Source organism: Microbacterium sp. cx-55, from assembly GCF_021117345.1.
Lineage (GTDB): Bacteria > Actinomycetota > Actinomycetes > Actinomycetales > Microbacteriaceae > Microbacterium.
In genome coordinates, this window is sequence record NZ_CP088261.1 from 383086 (window position 1) to 397162 (window position 14077).

Consider the following 14077-nt stretch of genomic DNA (forward strand, 5'->3'; position numbering starts at 1 on the left):
AGCGGATGCGGGCCGGAGGGCATCGCGGCGTTGGTACGGTCGAGCTGTGGCGGTCGATAACAGCGACGACGAGGTGGACCTGCTCATCGATGCCTGGGCGCAGCGCCTGCCCCACGTCGACCTCACCCCGCTCGACGTCATGTCGCGGCTGCGGCGCGCCGCCATCCGTCTCGACCGGCTGCGCTCCGCCGCCTTCGCGACGGCGGGTCTCGCATCGTGGGAGTTCGACGTACTCGCGGCGCTCCGCCGCGCCGAACCCCCGCACGAGCTCAGCCCGATGCAGCTGATCGAGCTGACGATGATCGGCAGCGCGGCGATGACCAATCGGCTCGCGAACCTCACCGAGCGCGGATTGATCCGCCGTGCGCGCAACCCGCGCGACGGGCGCAGCGTGATCATCACCCTGACCGAGGCCGGCACCGCGAGCGTCGACGCGGCCATGACCGAGCTCGTCGCGCGCGAAGCGGCGGCGCTGGAGGTGCTCGACGCGGGCGAGATCGCGGCGTTGTCCCGGATGCTGCGCCCCCTCATGGGCACCGAACGCGGCCCGCGCGCCGACTGACCGCGCTGGGGCTGGGCGGCCTGCGGCTGGGCGGCATCCGCATCCGCATTCGGCATCCGCGTCCGCATTCGGCATCGGCATCCGTCCGGGGACCTGCACGCGACGGAATCTGCCGGAGCGAGGAGATCTGCTGGAGCAAGGGCGGATGCAGGGGTTTCGGTCCTCGCTTGAGCAGATCTCCTCGCTTCGGGCCGCGCCCGCGAGTGCGCAGGCGGTGATGTGGGGGGACCTGCAGCCTGACTGAATCTGCACCCGACGCGACTTGCTGGCCCGAGGGAATCCGCATCCCGCACGCTCTGTCCGCTCCACAAAATCTGCCGGAGCGAGGAGATCTGCCGAGGCGAGGGCGAATGTGGAGGTTTTGGTCCTCGCTTGCACAGATCTCCTCGCTTGGGGCCGCGCCCGCGAGTGCGCGGGGCGTTCCGGCGGGACTGCACCCCGGCGGAACCTGCATCCGGCGCGCTCTGCCTGCTTGGTCGAATCTGCATCCGGCGCGACCTGCTGGCCCGACGGAATCTGCCGGAGCGAGGGAATCTGCCGGAGCGAGGGCGGATGCGGGGGTTTCGGTCCTCGCTTGAGCAGATCTCCTCGCTTCGGGCCGGGCATGCCGCACGAGCCCGCACCCCGACCCAAGCCCCCCGGAGCCCCCGAGCACGAGCCCACCCCGGACCCGAGCCCGGGCACGAGCCCCCGGCCCCCGGCCCCCGGCCCCCGAGCCCCCCGAGCCCGCACCCCCCCAACCCCACCCCGAGCGGGTCAGCCGCGCTCGGACAGCAGGTCGTCGCGGAGGTACCGGGCGTAGCCGCCGGGCGTGCGACCGGTCTGGCGGCCGCTCGTGCGCACCCAGGCGTCGTCGCTCAGCGCGACTGTCGCGCCTCGCTTCCGCGCGGCCGCGACCAGCTCGACGTCCTCGTGCTCGGCCAGTGGCGGGAATCCGCCGGCGGCGGCGAGCACGTCGGCCCGGAGTCCGAGGTTGGCCCCGTGTACCGCGTCGTTCGCCGCGCCCGGTGTGTACCGGCGCCACCACGCCTGCGTGCGCATCGCGTCGAGGTCGCGGAAATCCGGGCGGACGGTGCCGATGATCACGTCGGCACCGGCGTCGGCGAGCTCGATCTGGTGCACGAGCCAGTGCGGCGGAACCGCGGAGTCCGCATCCGTGTGCGCGGTCCAGAATTCCGCCGCGTCGACGTCGGCGAACGCACGGCGGGCGGCCTCCCATCCCGCCGTGCGGGCGCGCCCCACGTTCCGTGCCGTGACGGTGACGATTTCCGCTCCCGCCTCCGCGGCGATCGCGGCGCTGCGATCGGTGCAGCTGTCGAGCACCGCCCAGACGCTGCACGCGATCTCCGGCCGCTCCGCGCGCAGCTGCACGACGGCAGCCGAGACCGACGCCAGGCACGCGCCGAGCAGCGACTCCTCGTCGTGCACCGGCACGATCACGGCGACGGCGCGGATCACGCGAGTCCCTCCGCGGCCGCGACCGACGGCACGTCCGGCCGCACGAGCACGTCGAGCAGGAAGTCTTCCTCGACGTGGCGGACGAGCGAGCGCCACCCGCGCCGGGCGGCGAGAGCCGCGTGCACGTCGTCGCCGTTCTGAGCGGCGTCGTCGATCGGCCGCCGCCAGTGGCAGAAGACGAGCACGGCGTCATCCGTCGCGCTGTCGTCGATGCGGTCGAGCGCCCGCGCGAGTCGCTCCGGCGACCAGTAGTACGCCAGCTCCGACACGACGATCAGGTCGTAGCTGCCGGTCGGCCATTCCTCGGGAAGCGGATGCAGCGCGTAGCGCACGCCCTCGGGCACACCCCGGGCGCGGGCGCGGGCGAGCGCTGTCTCGGAGGCATCGACCGCGACGACGGATGCGGCGCGCTCCGCGAGCGCACGGGTCGTCGCCCCGGACGCGCACCCGAGTTCCAGCGCGCGCGAGAATCGCTCCCGCGGCAGGGACGCGAGCAGCAGCGCGCGCTTCCGCCGCTCGTACCAGCGCGTGTCGAGTCCCCACGGGTCGTCGTGGCGGGAGTGGAACTCCTCGAAATCGGCGACCGTCCGTTCGGGCCGGGCGGTGGCCGTATCCGGAACGAGGAACACCTCCGTGTCGCGGGCGAAGTGCGCGAGGGTGTTCGCGTGCAGCATCGCTCCGTCATCCGGATGCGCCGGGTCGCGGTCGAGCTGGCTGCGGTACGCGGCGATCGCCCGCCGCTTGCGCGCGATCTCGGCGTCGCTCAGCGGAAGCCGCCGCCACGTCGCCGTGTCGATCCCCTCGGGCGTCGCCCACAGCCACATCCAGATCGGGTAGCCGGCGACCCGCACGCCCGAGCCGCGCAGGGCGAGGGCGATCTCGCCGAGCACCCGATGGTCGCGGTGGCCGTCGCCCCACCAGGGCGTCACCATGAGCGTGCGCTCGGCCGCCCCGAGGCGGATGATCGCGGAGACGGCGTCGGTCACGGCCGGCCTCGCCTCGCGGATCCCGCCGTCGGGCACGCCGAGCAGGTGCAGGGCGATGCTCGGCGAGAGCTCGCCGAGCGCCGCGAGCAGCTCCGCCCGGCGCCGGGTCGCGAGGCTCGCCGGATCGGGGTCGTCCGGATGCGAGCCCTCGCCGTCGGTGACGACGACCACGGTCACCGCGATGCCGGATGCGGCGGCGCGCGCGATGAGCCCGCCGGCGCCCAGGGTCTCGTCGTCGGGGTGGGCGGCGAGCACGACCAGGCGCTCGATGTCGAGGTCGAGGAGGGGCGTGGCGGCCCAGGGTGCGGCCTCGCGCCACAGCGATTCCGCCGTCCCCTCATCGCGGTGGTCGAAGGGGACGCTCATGCCGAGGCTCCGACGGCGAGGCGTCCGAGCCTCGCGAGATCGCGGTCGGCGTGGTCCTGGCGGAGGTACAGCTCGAGGTCGGCCACGCGTCGCGCGTGCGACTCATCGACTGCGACGGGTCCGGGCCCGAGCGCGCGCGACTCGAGGTCGAGGATCTCGCGCGCGCTCGCCGCGACGACCGCCCGCACGCGCGACGCGAGGAGCTTCGCCGCCTCGCCGGTGGCACGCCCATCGTCGACCGCGCGGGCCGCGGTGTCGAGGACGACGGATGCGGACCAGCTCGCTGCATCCGCCCGCCCGGCGAAGACGGCGGCCAGCTGGTCGGCGCCGTCGCGCGAAGCGGCCGCGGTGAGGGCGTCGACGAGCGGCAGAGCGCTGCCCCACCACACGGCGGCGACTCCCATGCCGCCCTCCGCGAAGCCGGATCGGCGGAGATACCAGCCCGGACCGCCGACGGGCACGGCGGCTGCCGCGTCGAGGTCGATGGGCGCGCTGACGACCTGACGAAGGCCCCGCGCGTGCCACGGACCGGGGAGCGCCGTCACGCCCGGGCCGCGCAGGTCGATCGCGAACAGCCCGCGCTCGTCGCCCCGCCACGCGGTGACGAGCGCCCGGTCCAGGTGGGCGGCGAGCGAGCACCACGGCTTCCGCCCGGTCAGCGTCCAGCGGCCGTCCGGCTGCTGCTCGGCCTGCACCGGACGATCGCCGCCCTCCGCCGCGAAGACACCCCAGGTGCCGTCGGTGTCGAGGGGCTCAGCGAGCACGCCGTCCCGGTCGGCCTCGGCGATGATGGCGAGCGCATCGAGGTGCGGCTCCAGCATCCGCGCCGCGCCGACATCGAGTCGCGCCGTCTCCGCCAGAAGGCGCCAGCGCGCTCGAGTGTCGTCGCCCGGCAGCGGAGCGACCTCCGCCACGGTGCGCACCCAGTCGAGGGTCGGGGCGATGAGCGTCCCGACGTCGGGACCGGCGCCCTCGATCAGCCGGGCGAGCGGGGGAGCGAGGGCGGGCAGAGTGCTCGGCTGATCCTCGGATGCGGGCCACGACGTCACCATCCTTCGACGCTAGGTCGTCGTTCGCGCACCCACCCGGGTCTTGACAGCACGGATGCGTCGCCGCCGTCGCTGCCGCGCTGACGCTAGCGTGAAGTCGTGCATGAACTGAGCCCCGACGATGCTGAACCGGCGGAGTCCGCGCCCGCCGATCGACGCACCGGGTCGGTGCCGACGATCCACGATGTGGCTGCTGCCGCCGGGGTGTCGAAGTCGGTCGTGTCGCGCGCGCTTTCGGGCGCTCCCGGCGTCGCCGCCCGCACCGTCACCCGCGTGCAGCAGGCGGCCGCAGAGCTCGGTTACGTGGCGAACGCCAATGCGCGGGGCATGTCAGCGCACCGCACCCACACGTTCGGGGTGTTCGTCCGGGATGCCTCGACGCCGTTCTACGGACATCTCCTGACGGCGTTCCAGGAGCAGGCCTCGGCCCGCGGCTACCGCGCGGTCACGGCGACGGGCGCCGGTTCCTTTCCGATCGCGGAGGAACGTCGTGCGTTGGAGACCCTCGTCGCCTTGCGTGTCGAGGGGCTGATCGTCTGCAGCGGGGCGCTCCCCGTCGCAGACATCATCCCGTTCGCGCGGCGCATCCCGACCGTCGTGGCAGGGCGCCCGGAGCAGGCCCCGGCGGTCAGCAGCGTGTACTGCGACGAGGTCGGTGGAGGTCACGGGATGGCCGACCACGTCGCCAGCCTCGGCCATCGCCGAGTCGCCGTCATGACGTTCACGCCCCAGTCATCGATCACGCAGGCGCAGCGGACGCGGGCGATGGTCGCGCGTCTTCGTGAGCACGGCGTCGACGTGGTCACCTTTCGCGGTGACGACGCGGGACCCGGTTTCGCGGGGGCGGATGCGATCACCGACGCCGTCCTCGACGCGGGCGGCGTTACCGCGTTCATGACGCCGAGCGATGCCTGGGCTGTCGCGGTGCTGGAGGCGCTGCAGCGACGCGGGGTCCGGGTGCCGGACGAGCTTTCGGTGACCGGGTACGACGGCGTCACCCCGTTCATGACATCGCTGCTCGGCATCACCTCGTGGCGGCAGCCGCTGCGTCTGATCGGTCGACTGTCGGTGGACGATGTGGTCGACCAGATCGAGGATCGCTTCGCCGGTGCGGCACATCGCGCCATCGACGGCGAGCTCATCGTCGGCCGCACGGCGGCGGCACTCTGACTCGGTCACCGCCCGTTCATCCGCTGGATTCCTTCGCGTCGCACGCGCTAAGCGGACCGGAATGAGAATAGGGAACGTTCCCTATTCCGTCCCGACATCGAAAGCGTGACCGCGTGACCGACCAGATCGCCCCCAAGCTGCCTCGAGACGACAGCGACCCGTTCCGCTACGGCATCTACCTCCGACCCGACGCCCGCACGTGTCGAGCGGTCACCGTGGTGACCGACCAGCTTCGGGCCCAGTACGGCTTGCTTTCGGCGGGGGCGTTCCCCCCGCATGCGACGCTCGTCGGCAGCCAGCCGTTCGGGTTCGCCGAGCCCGACGTGATCGACGCGGTCACGACGTTGCTGCGCAGCCAGCGCTCGTTCGACGTGCACAATGCGGGGATCCGGCCGCAGGGCCGTGGCTACGTCTACGACGTCAGTGAGAACCCCGACGGAGGCGTGAATGAGGAGTTCGTGCGCCTCGCCCGAGACATCGACGCCACTGTGGCCCCGTTTCGGCGCCCGATGAACAGCCCGCTCCCGAACGACTTCGAGCCCGACGTTTTTCACGCGCACCTCTCGCTGGCTTCGCACGACCTGTACGTGCGGCCCGATCTCTACGCCGAGGTGGGGGAGTTCATCCGTGAACTCGACGTTCCGGTCCCCGCGGGATTCGTCGGTCGCACGGTGGTCATGTACCGCACCGCGTGTGCGGACTGGTCGGGTCGCTGGTGGCAGACCATGACCTGGGAGCACATCCGCACCTGGCGGCTGACGAGCGGGTGAGAGCGGCGGGCGTCGGCGGCTACTCGGCCTCCGGCGCCCACCGCGCGGAGAGGTCGCGCACCCCGTCGATCAGAGCGCGGTGGTCGCCGCCCGCTCCCGTCGCCACGTAGTCGAGGCTGTGTTGCGGACGATTCGCGGGGACGCCTCCGCGGAAGCCGGTGTAGGTGCCACCGGCGCGCGACAGGATGTGGGCTCCCGCCGCGACATCCCACGGGTGGGTGTCGAAGCCCATCGTCGCATCCGACCAGCCGGCCGCGACGTGGGCCAGATTCAGTGCACCGCTTCCCGTGCTGTGGTGGTGCTGATACGAGCGCGTGATCTGCGCCAGCAGCTCGAATGCCCCGTCGCCGAGCAGATCGACGTCGTGCTGGGTCGGGAAGCTGGTCAGCAGGGTCGCCCGGCCATCGGCAGCGGATGCGGATCGGATCGGTGTGCCGTTCAGCGTCGCCCCACCGTCGGCGGCGGCGAACATGTTGCCGGCCACGGGATCGAGGATGGCACCCGCGACGACCTCGCCGTCGAGTTCGGCGGCGATGGAGATGCACCAGTACGCCAGGCCGCGGGCGAAGTTCGCTGTGCCGTCGATCGGGTCCACGATCCACCGGAGCCGCGCGTCGCCCGAACTTCCGGTCTCCTCGCCGAGAACCTCGGACCCCGGAACCCCTCGCTGCAGGACCGTGCTGATGACCCGCTCTGCCGCCTTGTCGTGGACCGTTACGACGTCGTGCGCATCACGTTTGAAGGCGACGCTCATTTCGGAGCGGAAGGCCGTGAGGAGGGCGGGCGCTGCGGTTCGCGCGGCGATCTCGGCCAGGTCGCAGAGGGCGTTCGGGTCGTAGGACGTGTGGGTCGTCATGGCTCTTCCGTTCGTGGACGTAGGGATTGATTCACGCCTCTCTGAACGCGACATGAACGCTCGGAGACCGCTCGGTCGGCGTGGTTGACCGAGTCTCGGATGGTGTCGCAGAGTGGAGCCGTCCCAAAAAGGGAACGTTCCCTATCCCTGAAAGGTAGCCGAATGTCGGTCTCGATCAACGCCCGCCGGCGCGTCGTCATCGCCCCGCGACGGCGTTTGGCGGCACGCTCCTGGCGGCATGCGGATCGCCGCGTCGGCATCGTCCTGCTCGCTCCGGCATTCGCGGTCTTCGCCGTTTTCGTGTTCTATCCGCTCGGCAAAGTCGTCTGGCTCAGCATGCAGGGGACCGACATCTTCGGACAGGCCGCGGGCTTCGTCGGCGCGAAGAATTTCGTCACGATCTTCGCCGATCCCGAGTTCGGGGGCACGATGCTCCGCACCGGTGCTTTCTGCGTCGCGGTGGTCGTCGGCCGAATCGTCCTCGGGCTGTTCATCACGATTCCCCTGACGGTCAGGCTGCGGGGCATGCCCGTGTTCCGCGCTCTGCTCACCTCCCCGTTGGTCGTCTCGGTCTCGGCCGCATCCGTCGCCTTCGCGGCCATGCTGTCTCCGGGCAACGGTCTGGTGAACTCCGTGATCACCCGGTTCGGCGGTGCCGCGGTCCCCTGGCTGACGAGCACGCAGTGGGCGTTCGGCAGCGTGATCGTCGTCACCGTCTGGGGTTCGCTGGGGTTCACCGTGCTGCTCCTGCTCGGTGCCTTCGGTGCCATCGATCACGACGTGGTGGAGGCAGCGCACCTCGACGGCGCCGGCCCGGTCCGCACGCTCTGGTCGATCTCGCTGCCGTTGGTCACGCCGACCCTGTTCTTCATCGCCGTTACCGGCGCGGTCGAGGCGCTCACCGCGTTCGGACAGATTCAGATCCTGACGGGAGGCGGGCCGGCGGGCGCGACGACGACCCTCGTCTACACGATCTACCAGGCGGCGTTCGGGGCGGGTAGCGCCAACTTCGGGATCGCGGCGGCCGTCGGCGTCGTGCTCTTCGTCCTCGTGCTGGCGCTCTCGCTGGTGCAGTTCGGTGTGCTGGAGAAGCGGGTGAACTACTGATGGCCGCCCCGACCCTGCTCGCTCCCGCGCTGCAAATGAAGCGGCGACGCCCAGCGACGCGGTCCCGGCTGCGCGACGCGTTCCTCTATGCCTGGCTCGTGGCAGCCGTGATCGTCGTGTGCTTTCCGCTGTACTACATCTTCGAGGGGGCACTCACTCCCACGGCGTGGCTCGACCGCGGGTTGGAGGGGCTCCTCCCCATCCATCTCACCCTCGACAACGTCGTGCGCGCCACCCAGGTCATCCCGCTCGGTCAGCAGTTCGCCAACAGCATCGTCGTGACCTTCAGTCAGACGCTGCTGCAGGTCACGATCGGCATCAGCGCCGCGTACGCGCTGGTGTTCTGCGGGCTCCGGGGGACCCGGGCGCTCTTCCTCGTGCTGCTTTCGAGCATGATGGTGCCCGCCGAGACAACCCTCATCGCGAACTACCTGACGATCTCGTCGTGGCACCTCATCGATACCCTGCCGGCAGTGTTCCTGCCCTTCGTGGCATCGGCGCTCAGCATCTTCCTATTCCGCCAGGCGTTCCTCAGCTTCCCCGGTGAGCTGCGCGACGCGGCGCTTCTCGACGGTGCCGGACACTTCCGCTTCATCCGGTCGATGCTGCTGCCGATCGCCCGTCCGACGTTGATCTCGGTGACCCTGGTCAGCGCGACCGCCGCCTGGAACGGCTTCTTCTGGCCGTTGCTGGTCACGAATTCGCCAGAGAACAGGACGGTTCAGGTGGGTATCGCGCAGCTCTCGAGCGCCGAGGCGGCCGATGTCGGTGTGGTGCTCGCCGGCGCCGCCATGGTCACCCTTCCCGTTCTCGTCGTCGTGCTGGTCGCACAGCGATTCCTCGCCGGCGGAATCACCGCCGGCGCCCTCAAGTAGCCCCCACAGAAGGAATCTCCCGTCATGTCCACTCGCACTCGCACCCGGCTCGCACTCACCGCCGCCGGCGTTGTTGCTCTGCTCGCAACCTCCGGATGCGCGGCATCCGGCTCCGACGCCGATCCGGCGACCGCATCCGGCCCCGTGACTCTCACCTTCTGGCACGAGATGACCGGGCCGGCCGCCACCGAACTCGACGCGCTCGTCGCGCAATTCAATACACAGGAGTCGGGCAAGATCACCGTCGACTCCTCGTTTCAAGGCACCTACGCCGACGCGCAGACCAAGTACACGGCCTCGGTCCAGTCGGGAACGACTCCCGACGTGCTCATGATGAACGACATCTCGACCGGATTCATGGTCGACTCGAAGAAGACCGTGCCCCTTTCGTCCTTCACCGACGCGGATCCGTCGTTCCAGGACGACAGCTTTCCGCCGATCGTGAGCGCCTACTACGCTGACGCGTCCGGCGGCCTCGCCGCCATGCCGTTCGCGGTGTCGCAGCCGGTGCTCTATCTCGACCGTGCCCTCGTCGCCCGCGCCGGCCTCGATGCGGATGCTCCGCCCACATCCCTCGCGGACGTCGCCTCCTGGGCGGAGAAGATCCACGCGGCCACGGGCGCCTACGGCATGACGATGAACATGTCGGACTCCTGGATGCTGGAGGAGATGTCGGCGTCCGGCGGCGAGAACTTCTGCACGCCCGACAACGGTCGCGGCGCCGATCGGGTCACCGAGCTCCAACTGACCAGCCCCACCCAGGTCTCGTTCATGGGTCGGTTGCAGCAGTTGTTCCAGGACGGAACCGCGTTGAACCCCGGCACCGACAACGCCTCGATGGTGTCGGCATTCGCGAGCGGCAAAGTGGGCATGATGCTCACCTCGACCGGTGCGTACACGACGGCCGATCCGACCAAGGCGGCCTCGAAGGTCGCCGCTTTCCCGACGACCTCCGACGCATCGGATGCCGGTGTCGTCATCGGGGGCAATGCCCTCTGGATCTCCGGTGACGGCCACTCGGCCGCTCAGCAGCAGGCGGCCTACGAGTTCGTCACTTTCCTGCACTCGGCTGAGGTGCAGGCGGCCTGGGCCAGCGCGACCGGCTACCTGGCGTCGAACACGGCGGCGGCAGCCACCACGACCGGCTCGCAGTGGCTTTCCGACCCGAACGTGACGACGATGGCCGACCAGCTCGCGAACACGCCCGCCTCGATCGCGAGTGCGGGATGTCGGACGGGAGCCTTCCCGACCGTGCGCGCGACGGTGATCGGGGCCTTCGGCCTGGTCGTGGAGGGCGCGGACGTGACCGCCACGATGTCGGATGCGGAGTCGAAGGCCGCCGATCAGATCTCGGCCTACAACACGGCGGCCGGCTGAAGCCTCGCCGCGAGCCGGAATAGGGTGGCGAGCATGATCCGTATCGCGACCATCGGCACCAGCGTCATCACGACCCACTTCGCGGATGCGGTGGCGAAGGTCGAGGGGATCGAGCTCGGCACGGTCTTCTCGCGCGATGCCGAGCGGGCGCGCGAGTTCGCGGCACGCATCGGTGCTCCGGCATCCGGTGACGACCTGGACGCGATCCTCGCCGACCCCGCGATCGACGCCGTCTACGTCGGCTCGCCGAATGCCGTGCACGCCGAGCAGGTGCGGCGGGCAATCGCCGGCGGCGTCCACGTGTTCGTGGAGAAGCCGGCGGTCGCGACGGCCGCGGAGTGGGCGGAGCTCGTCGCCGCGGCCGACCGCGCGGGCGTCGTACTGCTGGAGGGGATCCGCACGGCCTATGACGCGGGCACGGCGGCGGTCCGCGAGCTGTTGCCCTCGCTCGGCACGATCCGTCGGGCGTCGGTGCACTACCAGAAGCGTTCCTCGCGCTACTCCGACGTGCTCGCCGGAAAGCGGGTCAACATCTTCGACCCGACCATGGGCGGCGGTGCGCTCGCTGACCTCGGCGTCTACGGCGTCCACGCGCTGATCCTGCTGTTCGGGGCTCCCGAGACGGTGCAGGCCGCATCCGTTCCCCTGGATGCCGGCGTCGACGGCGCGGGGATCGCCCTGCTCGGGTACCCGGGATTCGTCGCGGATGTCAGCTACTCGAAGATCACGAACTCGTCGCGGCCGAGCGAGATCCAGGGCGAGGACGCCACGCTCACGATCGATGAGATCGCGAGCCCGCGCCACCTCGTGCGCACGGGTGTCGATGGATCCGTCGAGGAGTGGAACGTCGAGGCTCCGCAGCACTCCCTGGTCGGTGAGGTGCAGCGTTTCGTCGACCTGATCGTCGCGGGAGAAACCGCGGCCGAAGACAACGAGCGCACGCGCCTGACCCTCGAGACCCTCGAGCGCATCCGCACCGCGGCCCGCTGAGCCGGAGTCCCGCAGAGCCGGACCGCGGCCCGCTGAGCCGGAGTCCCGCTGAGCCGAAGCCCAGTCGCGGCGCGCCGCCGCCCCGCCTCAGCGCCGGAGGGTGCGCAGCACCGGAAGCAGCGCCGCAAGCACCGCCGCAGGAATGAGGAACGCGACCCCGAGGGCGGGCCCGGTGGCTACGAGCCCGAGAACGACGGCTCCCGTCACGGCGCCGGCGTAGTTGAACAGGTTGACGCGGGCGATGACCTCGTCGCTGCGTTCGGGGAGCACCTCGCCGGCGCGGGCGAAGGCGAGCGGAACGAGGGTTCCGGATGCGGCGCCCATCGCGGCGAACCCGATGATCGCGGCCGGAACCACCGGCCACACGGCGACGAGCACGGCTCCGGCGACGGCCAGCAGGATCGCGGCGACGCCCACCCGCACCGCGCCGACCGCACGCACCGCGGGGTCGGTTCCCAGGCGGGCGACGAGCATGGCCGCGAGGTAGGCGGCGTACCCGAGCGGGGTCACCGCGGGCTCCGCCTGCAACCCGTCGGTCAGGTAGATCGTGCTCCAACTCGAGACCGCCGAATCGATCACGAACGCGGCGAACACGATCGCCCCGACCGCCCAGATCGCGCGCCGGGGAAGCGGCGTCCGCCGGCGCGGCTCGTCGTGGGTCTGGTGCGCCGCGCGCGCCGGGTCGAAAGCGATGACGCCCCACGCCGCGACGGCCAGCTGCACGATCGCCGTCACCACGAGAGTGAGGGTCGCGGGTGCCGACGCGCCGAGCACCGCGGCCGTGCCGAGAGTCGCCAGGATCGCGGCGGCGGTGTACCCGGCGTACAGCCGACCGAAGATCGGCTGCGGGTGCCGGCGCTGCAGCAGCGCACCCTGCATGTTCGATGACGCGTCGACCGCGCCGAGGCCGACCCCGTAGACCATGACCGCGATGAGGAGCACCTCGAACGAGCCGGTCGCGGCGATCACGAACAGGCCGATGGCCTGGATGGCGAGGCCCCCGACCAGAGCGACACGGCTGCCCCGGCGGACGGCGACCACATCCGCGAGGATCGAACCGAGAGCGGCGGCGAGACACGTGCCGAGCAGCAGGAGCGACACGGTCATGTCGTCGATGCCGACGCGATCCTTGATCGCGGGCAGCGCCGTGACGACCGTCGCGTAGCCGAGACCCTGTGCCGCGTAGGAGGCCGGGACGGCGCCGCGACGGGCGGTCCGGGGGGCGGTGACCGTGTTCATCATCCGGCCGTCGGCAGGCGAAGCGCGCGGAACGCGTCGTCGGCGATCTCGAGCGTGCGGGTGATGTCGGCCGGGGTGAGCGCCGCGTTGATGAAGTGATTGTGGTGCGAACTCAGGAAGACGCCGCGCTTGACGCATTCCGCGATCCACCGCTGGTGCAGCATCAGCGAGTCGTCGTCGGCGAGGCGCAGGTAGAAGAGGGCGGGTTCGCCGGATGCCACGAGCGTCAGGTCGTGCGAGCGCGCGACGTCGACGAGACCGTCGGTGAGCGACGTGCCGAGTTCGCGGAAGAGCCGCGGGGCGTCGATCTCCTTCAACGTCGTGATGTTCGCGATCGCGGCGGCGAACGGCACCGCGCTCATCCAGTAGCTGCCCGTGTAGGTGATGCTGCTGACCGCTTCGCGGAGGCTCTCCTTGCCGCACAGCGCCGACACGTTGTAGCCGTTCGCGATGGCCTTGCAGAAGCAGATCAGGTCGGCTTCGAACCCGTAGAAGTGGTCGCTGCCCTCCAGATCGAGTCGCCATCCGGCGCGCACGTCGTCGACGATCAGCACGATGCCGTGCTCATCGCAGAGCTTTCGGACCGCCTGCCAGTACCCCGGCGCCGGCAGTTCGTTGTCGAAGAAGTTCCCGTGCCGGTAGGGCTGCGCGATGAGGGCCGCAATCTCGCCGCGGTGCTCGGAGAACACCCGTCGCATGGCTTCGACGTCGTTCCACGGCACCTCGATGTTGCCCTGCACGTCGGTGTCGAGCACGCCCGGGTAGTCGAGCTTCTGCGTCCACGGGGCGACGCCGTGGTAGTAGCCCTCGATGAAGACGATGCGCCGGCGACCGGTCGCCGCCCGCGCCGTCATCACGGCGAGCGTCGTCGTGTCGCCGCCGTTCTTGGCGAAGAACGCCCAGTCGGCACTCGCAACGGTGTCCACGAGCAGCTCGGCCAGATCCACCATCACGGTCGACGGAACCGAGACCACATCCTCCAGGCGCGCCTGCGCCTCCGCGGCGGCCGCAACGCGACGGTCGCCGTATCCGAGCACGTTCGGGCCGTACCCGCACATGTAGTCGATGAACTCGTTGCCGTCGACGTCCCAGAACCGGGTGCCCTCGGCGCGCTGCGAGAAGAGGGGGTAGTCGGTGCGGGGGATGAAGCATCCCTCGCTGGGTCCGAGGTGACCGGGAACGCCGCCCGGGATCACCTTGATCGCACGGGAGAAGGCCTCTTCGCTCCGGGCATAGGAGTAGGTGGGGGTGAGGAGATCGCTGCTCATGGGG

General features: G+C 70.7%; 13 protein-coding genes. 7 read left to right on the forward strand and 6 right to left on the reverse strand.

The annotated features are described in order from the left end of the window. Positions 1-46: 46 nt before the first annotated feature. On the forward strand, positions 47-562 hold the full coding sequence (locus LQ938_RS01785; RefSeq protein ID WP_223722357.1) for a MarR family winged helix-turn-helix transcriptional regulator: 516 nt from the start codon (positions 47-49) through the stop codon (positions 560-562). Positions 563-1318: 756 nt separating this feature from the next. Here LQ938_RS01785 and LQ938_RS01795 read toward each other — a convergent pair. The 3 genes from LQ938_RS01795 to LQ938_RS01805 are packed head-to-tail and all read right to left on the reverse strand — an operon-like array spanning position 1319 to position 4424. Further along, positions 1319-2020, reverse strand: a complete 702-nt coding sequence (locus LQ938_RS01795; RefSeq protein WP_223722358.1) for a glycosyltransferase — start codon at positions 2018-2020, stop codon at positions 1319-1321. After that, positions 2017-3372 (reverse strand): PIG-L family deacetylase, encoded by a 1356-nt coding sequence (locus LQ938_RS01800; RefSeq protein WP_223722359.1) that lies wholly within the window; start codon positions 3370-3372, stop codon positions 2017-2019. The genes LQ938_RS01795 and LQ938_RS01800 overlap by 4 nt, the downstream gene beginning before the upstream one ends. Then, positions 3369-4424 (reverse strand): acyl-CoA dehydrogenase, encoded by a 1056-nt coding sequence (locus LQ938_RS01805; protein ID WP_223722360.1) that lies wholly within the window; start codon positions 4422-4424, stop codon positions 3369-3371. The genes LQ938_RS01800 and LQ938_RS01805 overlap by 4 nt, the downstream gene beginning before the upstream one ends. Before the next feature lie 96 nt (positions 4425-4520). On the opposite strand from LQ938_RS01805, the gene LQ938_RS01810 reads away from it, so the two are divergent. Both LQ938_RS01810 and LQ938_RS01815 read left to right on the forward strand, forming a co-directional pair. Further along, the gene (locus LQ938_RS01810; RefSeq protein ID WP_223722361.1) at positions 4521-5591 is read left to right on the forward strand and encodes a LacI family DNA-binding transcriptional regulator; all 1071 of its coding nucleotides are present in this window, start codon (positions 4521-4523) and stop codon (positions 5589-5591) included. 113 nt (positions 5592-5704) lie between these two features. Next, positions 5705-6361 carry a 2'-5' RNA ligase family protein gene (locus LQ938_RS01815; RefSeq protein WP_223722362.1) on the forward strand — a complete coding sequence of 219 codons (657 nt, stop codon included), beginning with the start codon at positions 5705-5707 and terminating at the stop codon, positions 6359-6361. A 19-nt stretch (positions 6362-6380) separates the two neighbouring features. Here LQ938_RS01815 and LQ938_RS01820 read toward each other — a convergent pair whose 3' ends face one another. Continuing rightward, positions 6381-7217 (reverse strand): inositol monophosphatase family protein, encoded by an 837-nt coding sequence (locus LQ938_RS01820; protein ID WP_223722363.1) that lies wholly within the window; start codon positions 7215-7217, stop codon positions 6381-6383. 162 nt (positions 7218-7379) lie between these two features. On the opposite strand from LQ938_RS01820, the gene LQ938_RS01825 reads away from it, so the two are divergent. From LQ938_RS01825 to LQ938_RS01840, 4 genes are read left to right on the forward strand one after another with little or no spacing between them, the layout of a single operon-like run. Further along, a complete protein-coding gene (locus LQ938_RS01825) occupies positions 7380-8324 on the forward strand; it encodes a carbohydrate ABC transporter permease (RefSeq protein ID WP_223722364.1) in 945 nt (314 codons plus the stop codon). Next, positions 8324-9199, forward strand: a complete 876-nt coding sequence (locus tag LQ938_RS01830) for a carbohydrate ABC transporter permease (protein ID WP_223722365.1) — start codon at positions 8324-8326, stop codon at positions 9197-9199. Before LQ938_RS01825 ends, LQ938_RS01830 begins: the two co-directional genes overlap by 1 nt. 24 nt (positions 9200-9223) lie before the next feature. Continuing rightward, positions 9224-10576, forward strand: a complete 1353-nt coding sequence (locus tag LQ938_RS01835) for an extracellular solute-binding protein (protein WP_223722366.1) — start codon at positions 9224-9226, stop codon at positions 10574-10576. A 33-nt stretch (positions 10577-10609) separates the two neighbouring features. Further along, positions 10610-11566 carry a Gfo/Idh/MocA family protein gene (locus LQ938_RS01840; RefSeq protein WP_223722367.1) on the forward strand — a complete coding sequence of 319 codons (957 nt, stop codon included), beginning with the start codon at positions 10610-10612 and terminating at the stop codon, positions 11564-11566. A gap of 87 nt (positions 11567-11653) precedes the next feature. On the opposite strand, the gene LQ938_RS01845 is transcribed toward LQ938_RS01840, so the two are convergent. Beyond that, positions 11654-12805: an MFS transporter gene (locus LQ938_RS01845; protein ID WP_223722368.1), complete on the reverse strand. Its 1152-nt coding sequence runs from the start codon at positions 12803-12805 to the stop codon at positions 11654-11656. Then, on the reverse strand, positions 12805-14073 hold the full coding sequence (locus tag LQ938_RS01850) for an aminotransferase class III-fold pyridoxal phosphate-dependent enzyme (protein ID WP_223722369.1): 1269 nt from the start codon (positions 14071-14073) through the stop codon (positions 12805-12807). The genes LQ938_RS01845 and LQ938_RS01850 overlap by 1 nt, the downstream gene beginning before the upstream one ends. Between the last annotated feature and the right edge of the window lie 4 nt (positions 14074-14077).

Coding starts and splice junctions, on each gene's coding strand:
- LQ938_RS01850 (WP_223722369.1), bottom strand. CDS start 14,073: ATGAGCAGCGATCTCCTCACCCCCACCTACTCCTATGCCCGGAGCGAA.
- LQ938_RS01840 (WP_223722367.1), top strand. CDS start 10,610: ATGATCCGTATCGCGACCATCGGCACCAGCGTCATCACGACCCACTTC.
- LQ938_RS01820 (WP_223722363.1), bottom strand. CDS start 7,217: ATGACGACCCACACGTCCTACGACCCGAACGCCCTCTGCGACCTGGCC.
- LQ938_RS01800 (WP_223722359.1), bottom strand. CDS start 3,372: ATGAGCGTCCCCTTCGACCACCGCGATGAGGGGACGGCGGAATCGCTG.
- LQ938_RS01845 (WP_223722368.1), bottom strand. CDS start 12,805: ATGAACACGGTCACCGCCCCCCGGACCGCCCGTCGCGGCGCCGTCCCG.
- LQ938_RS01830 (WP_223722365.1), top strand. CDS start 8,324: ATGGCCGCCCCGACCCTGCTCGCTCCCGCGCTGCAAATGAAGCGGCGA.
- LQ938_RS01805 (WP_223722360.1), bottom strand. CDS start 4,424: ATGGTGACGTCGTGGCCCGCATCCGAGGATCAGCCGAGCACTCTGCCC.
- LQ938_RS01825 (WP_223722364.1), top strand. CDS start 7,380: ATGTCGGTCTCGATCAACGCCCGCCGGCGCGTCGTCATCGCCCCGCGA.
- LQ938_RS01835 (WP_223722366.1), top strand. CDS start 9,224: ATGTCCACTCGCACTCGCACCCGGCTCGCACTCACCGCCGCCGGCGTT.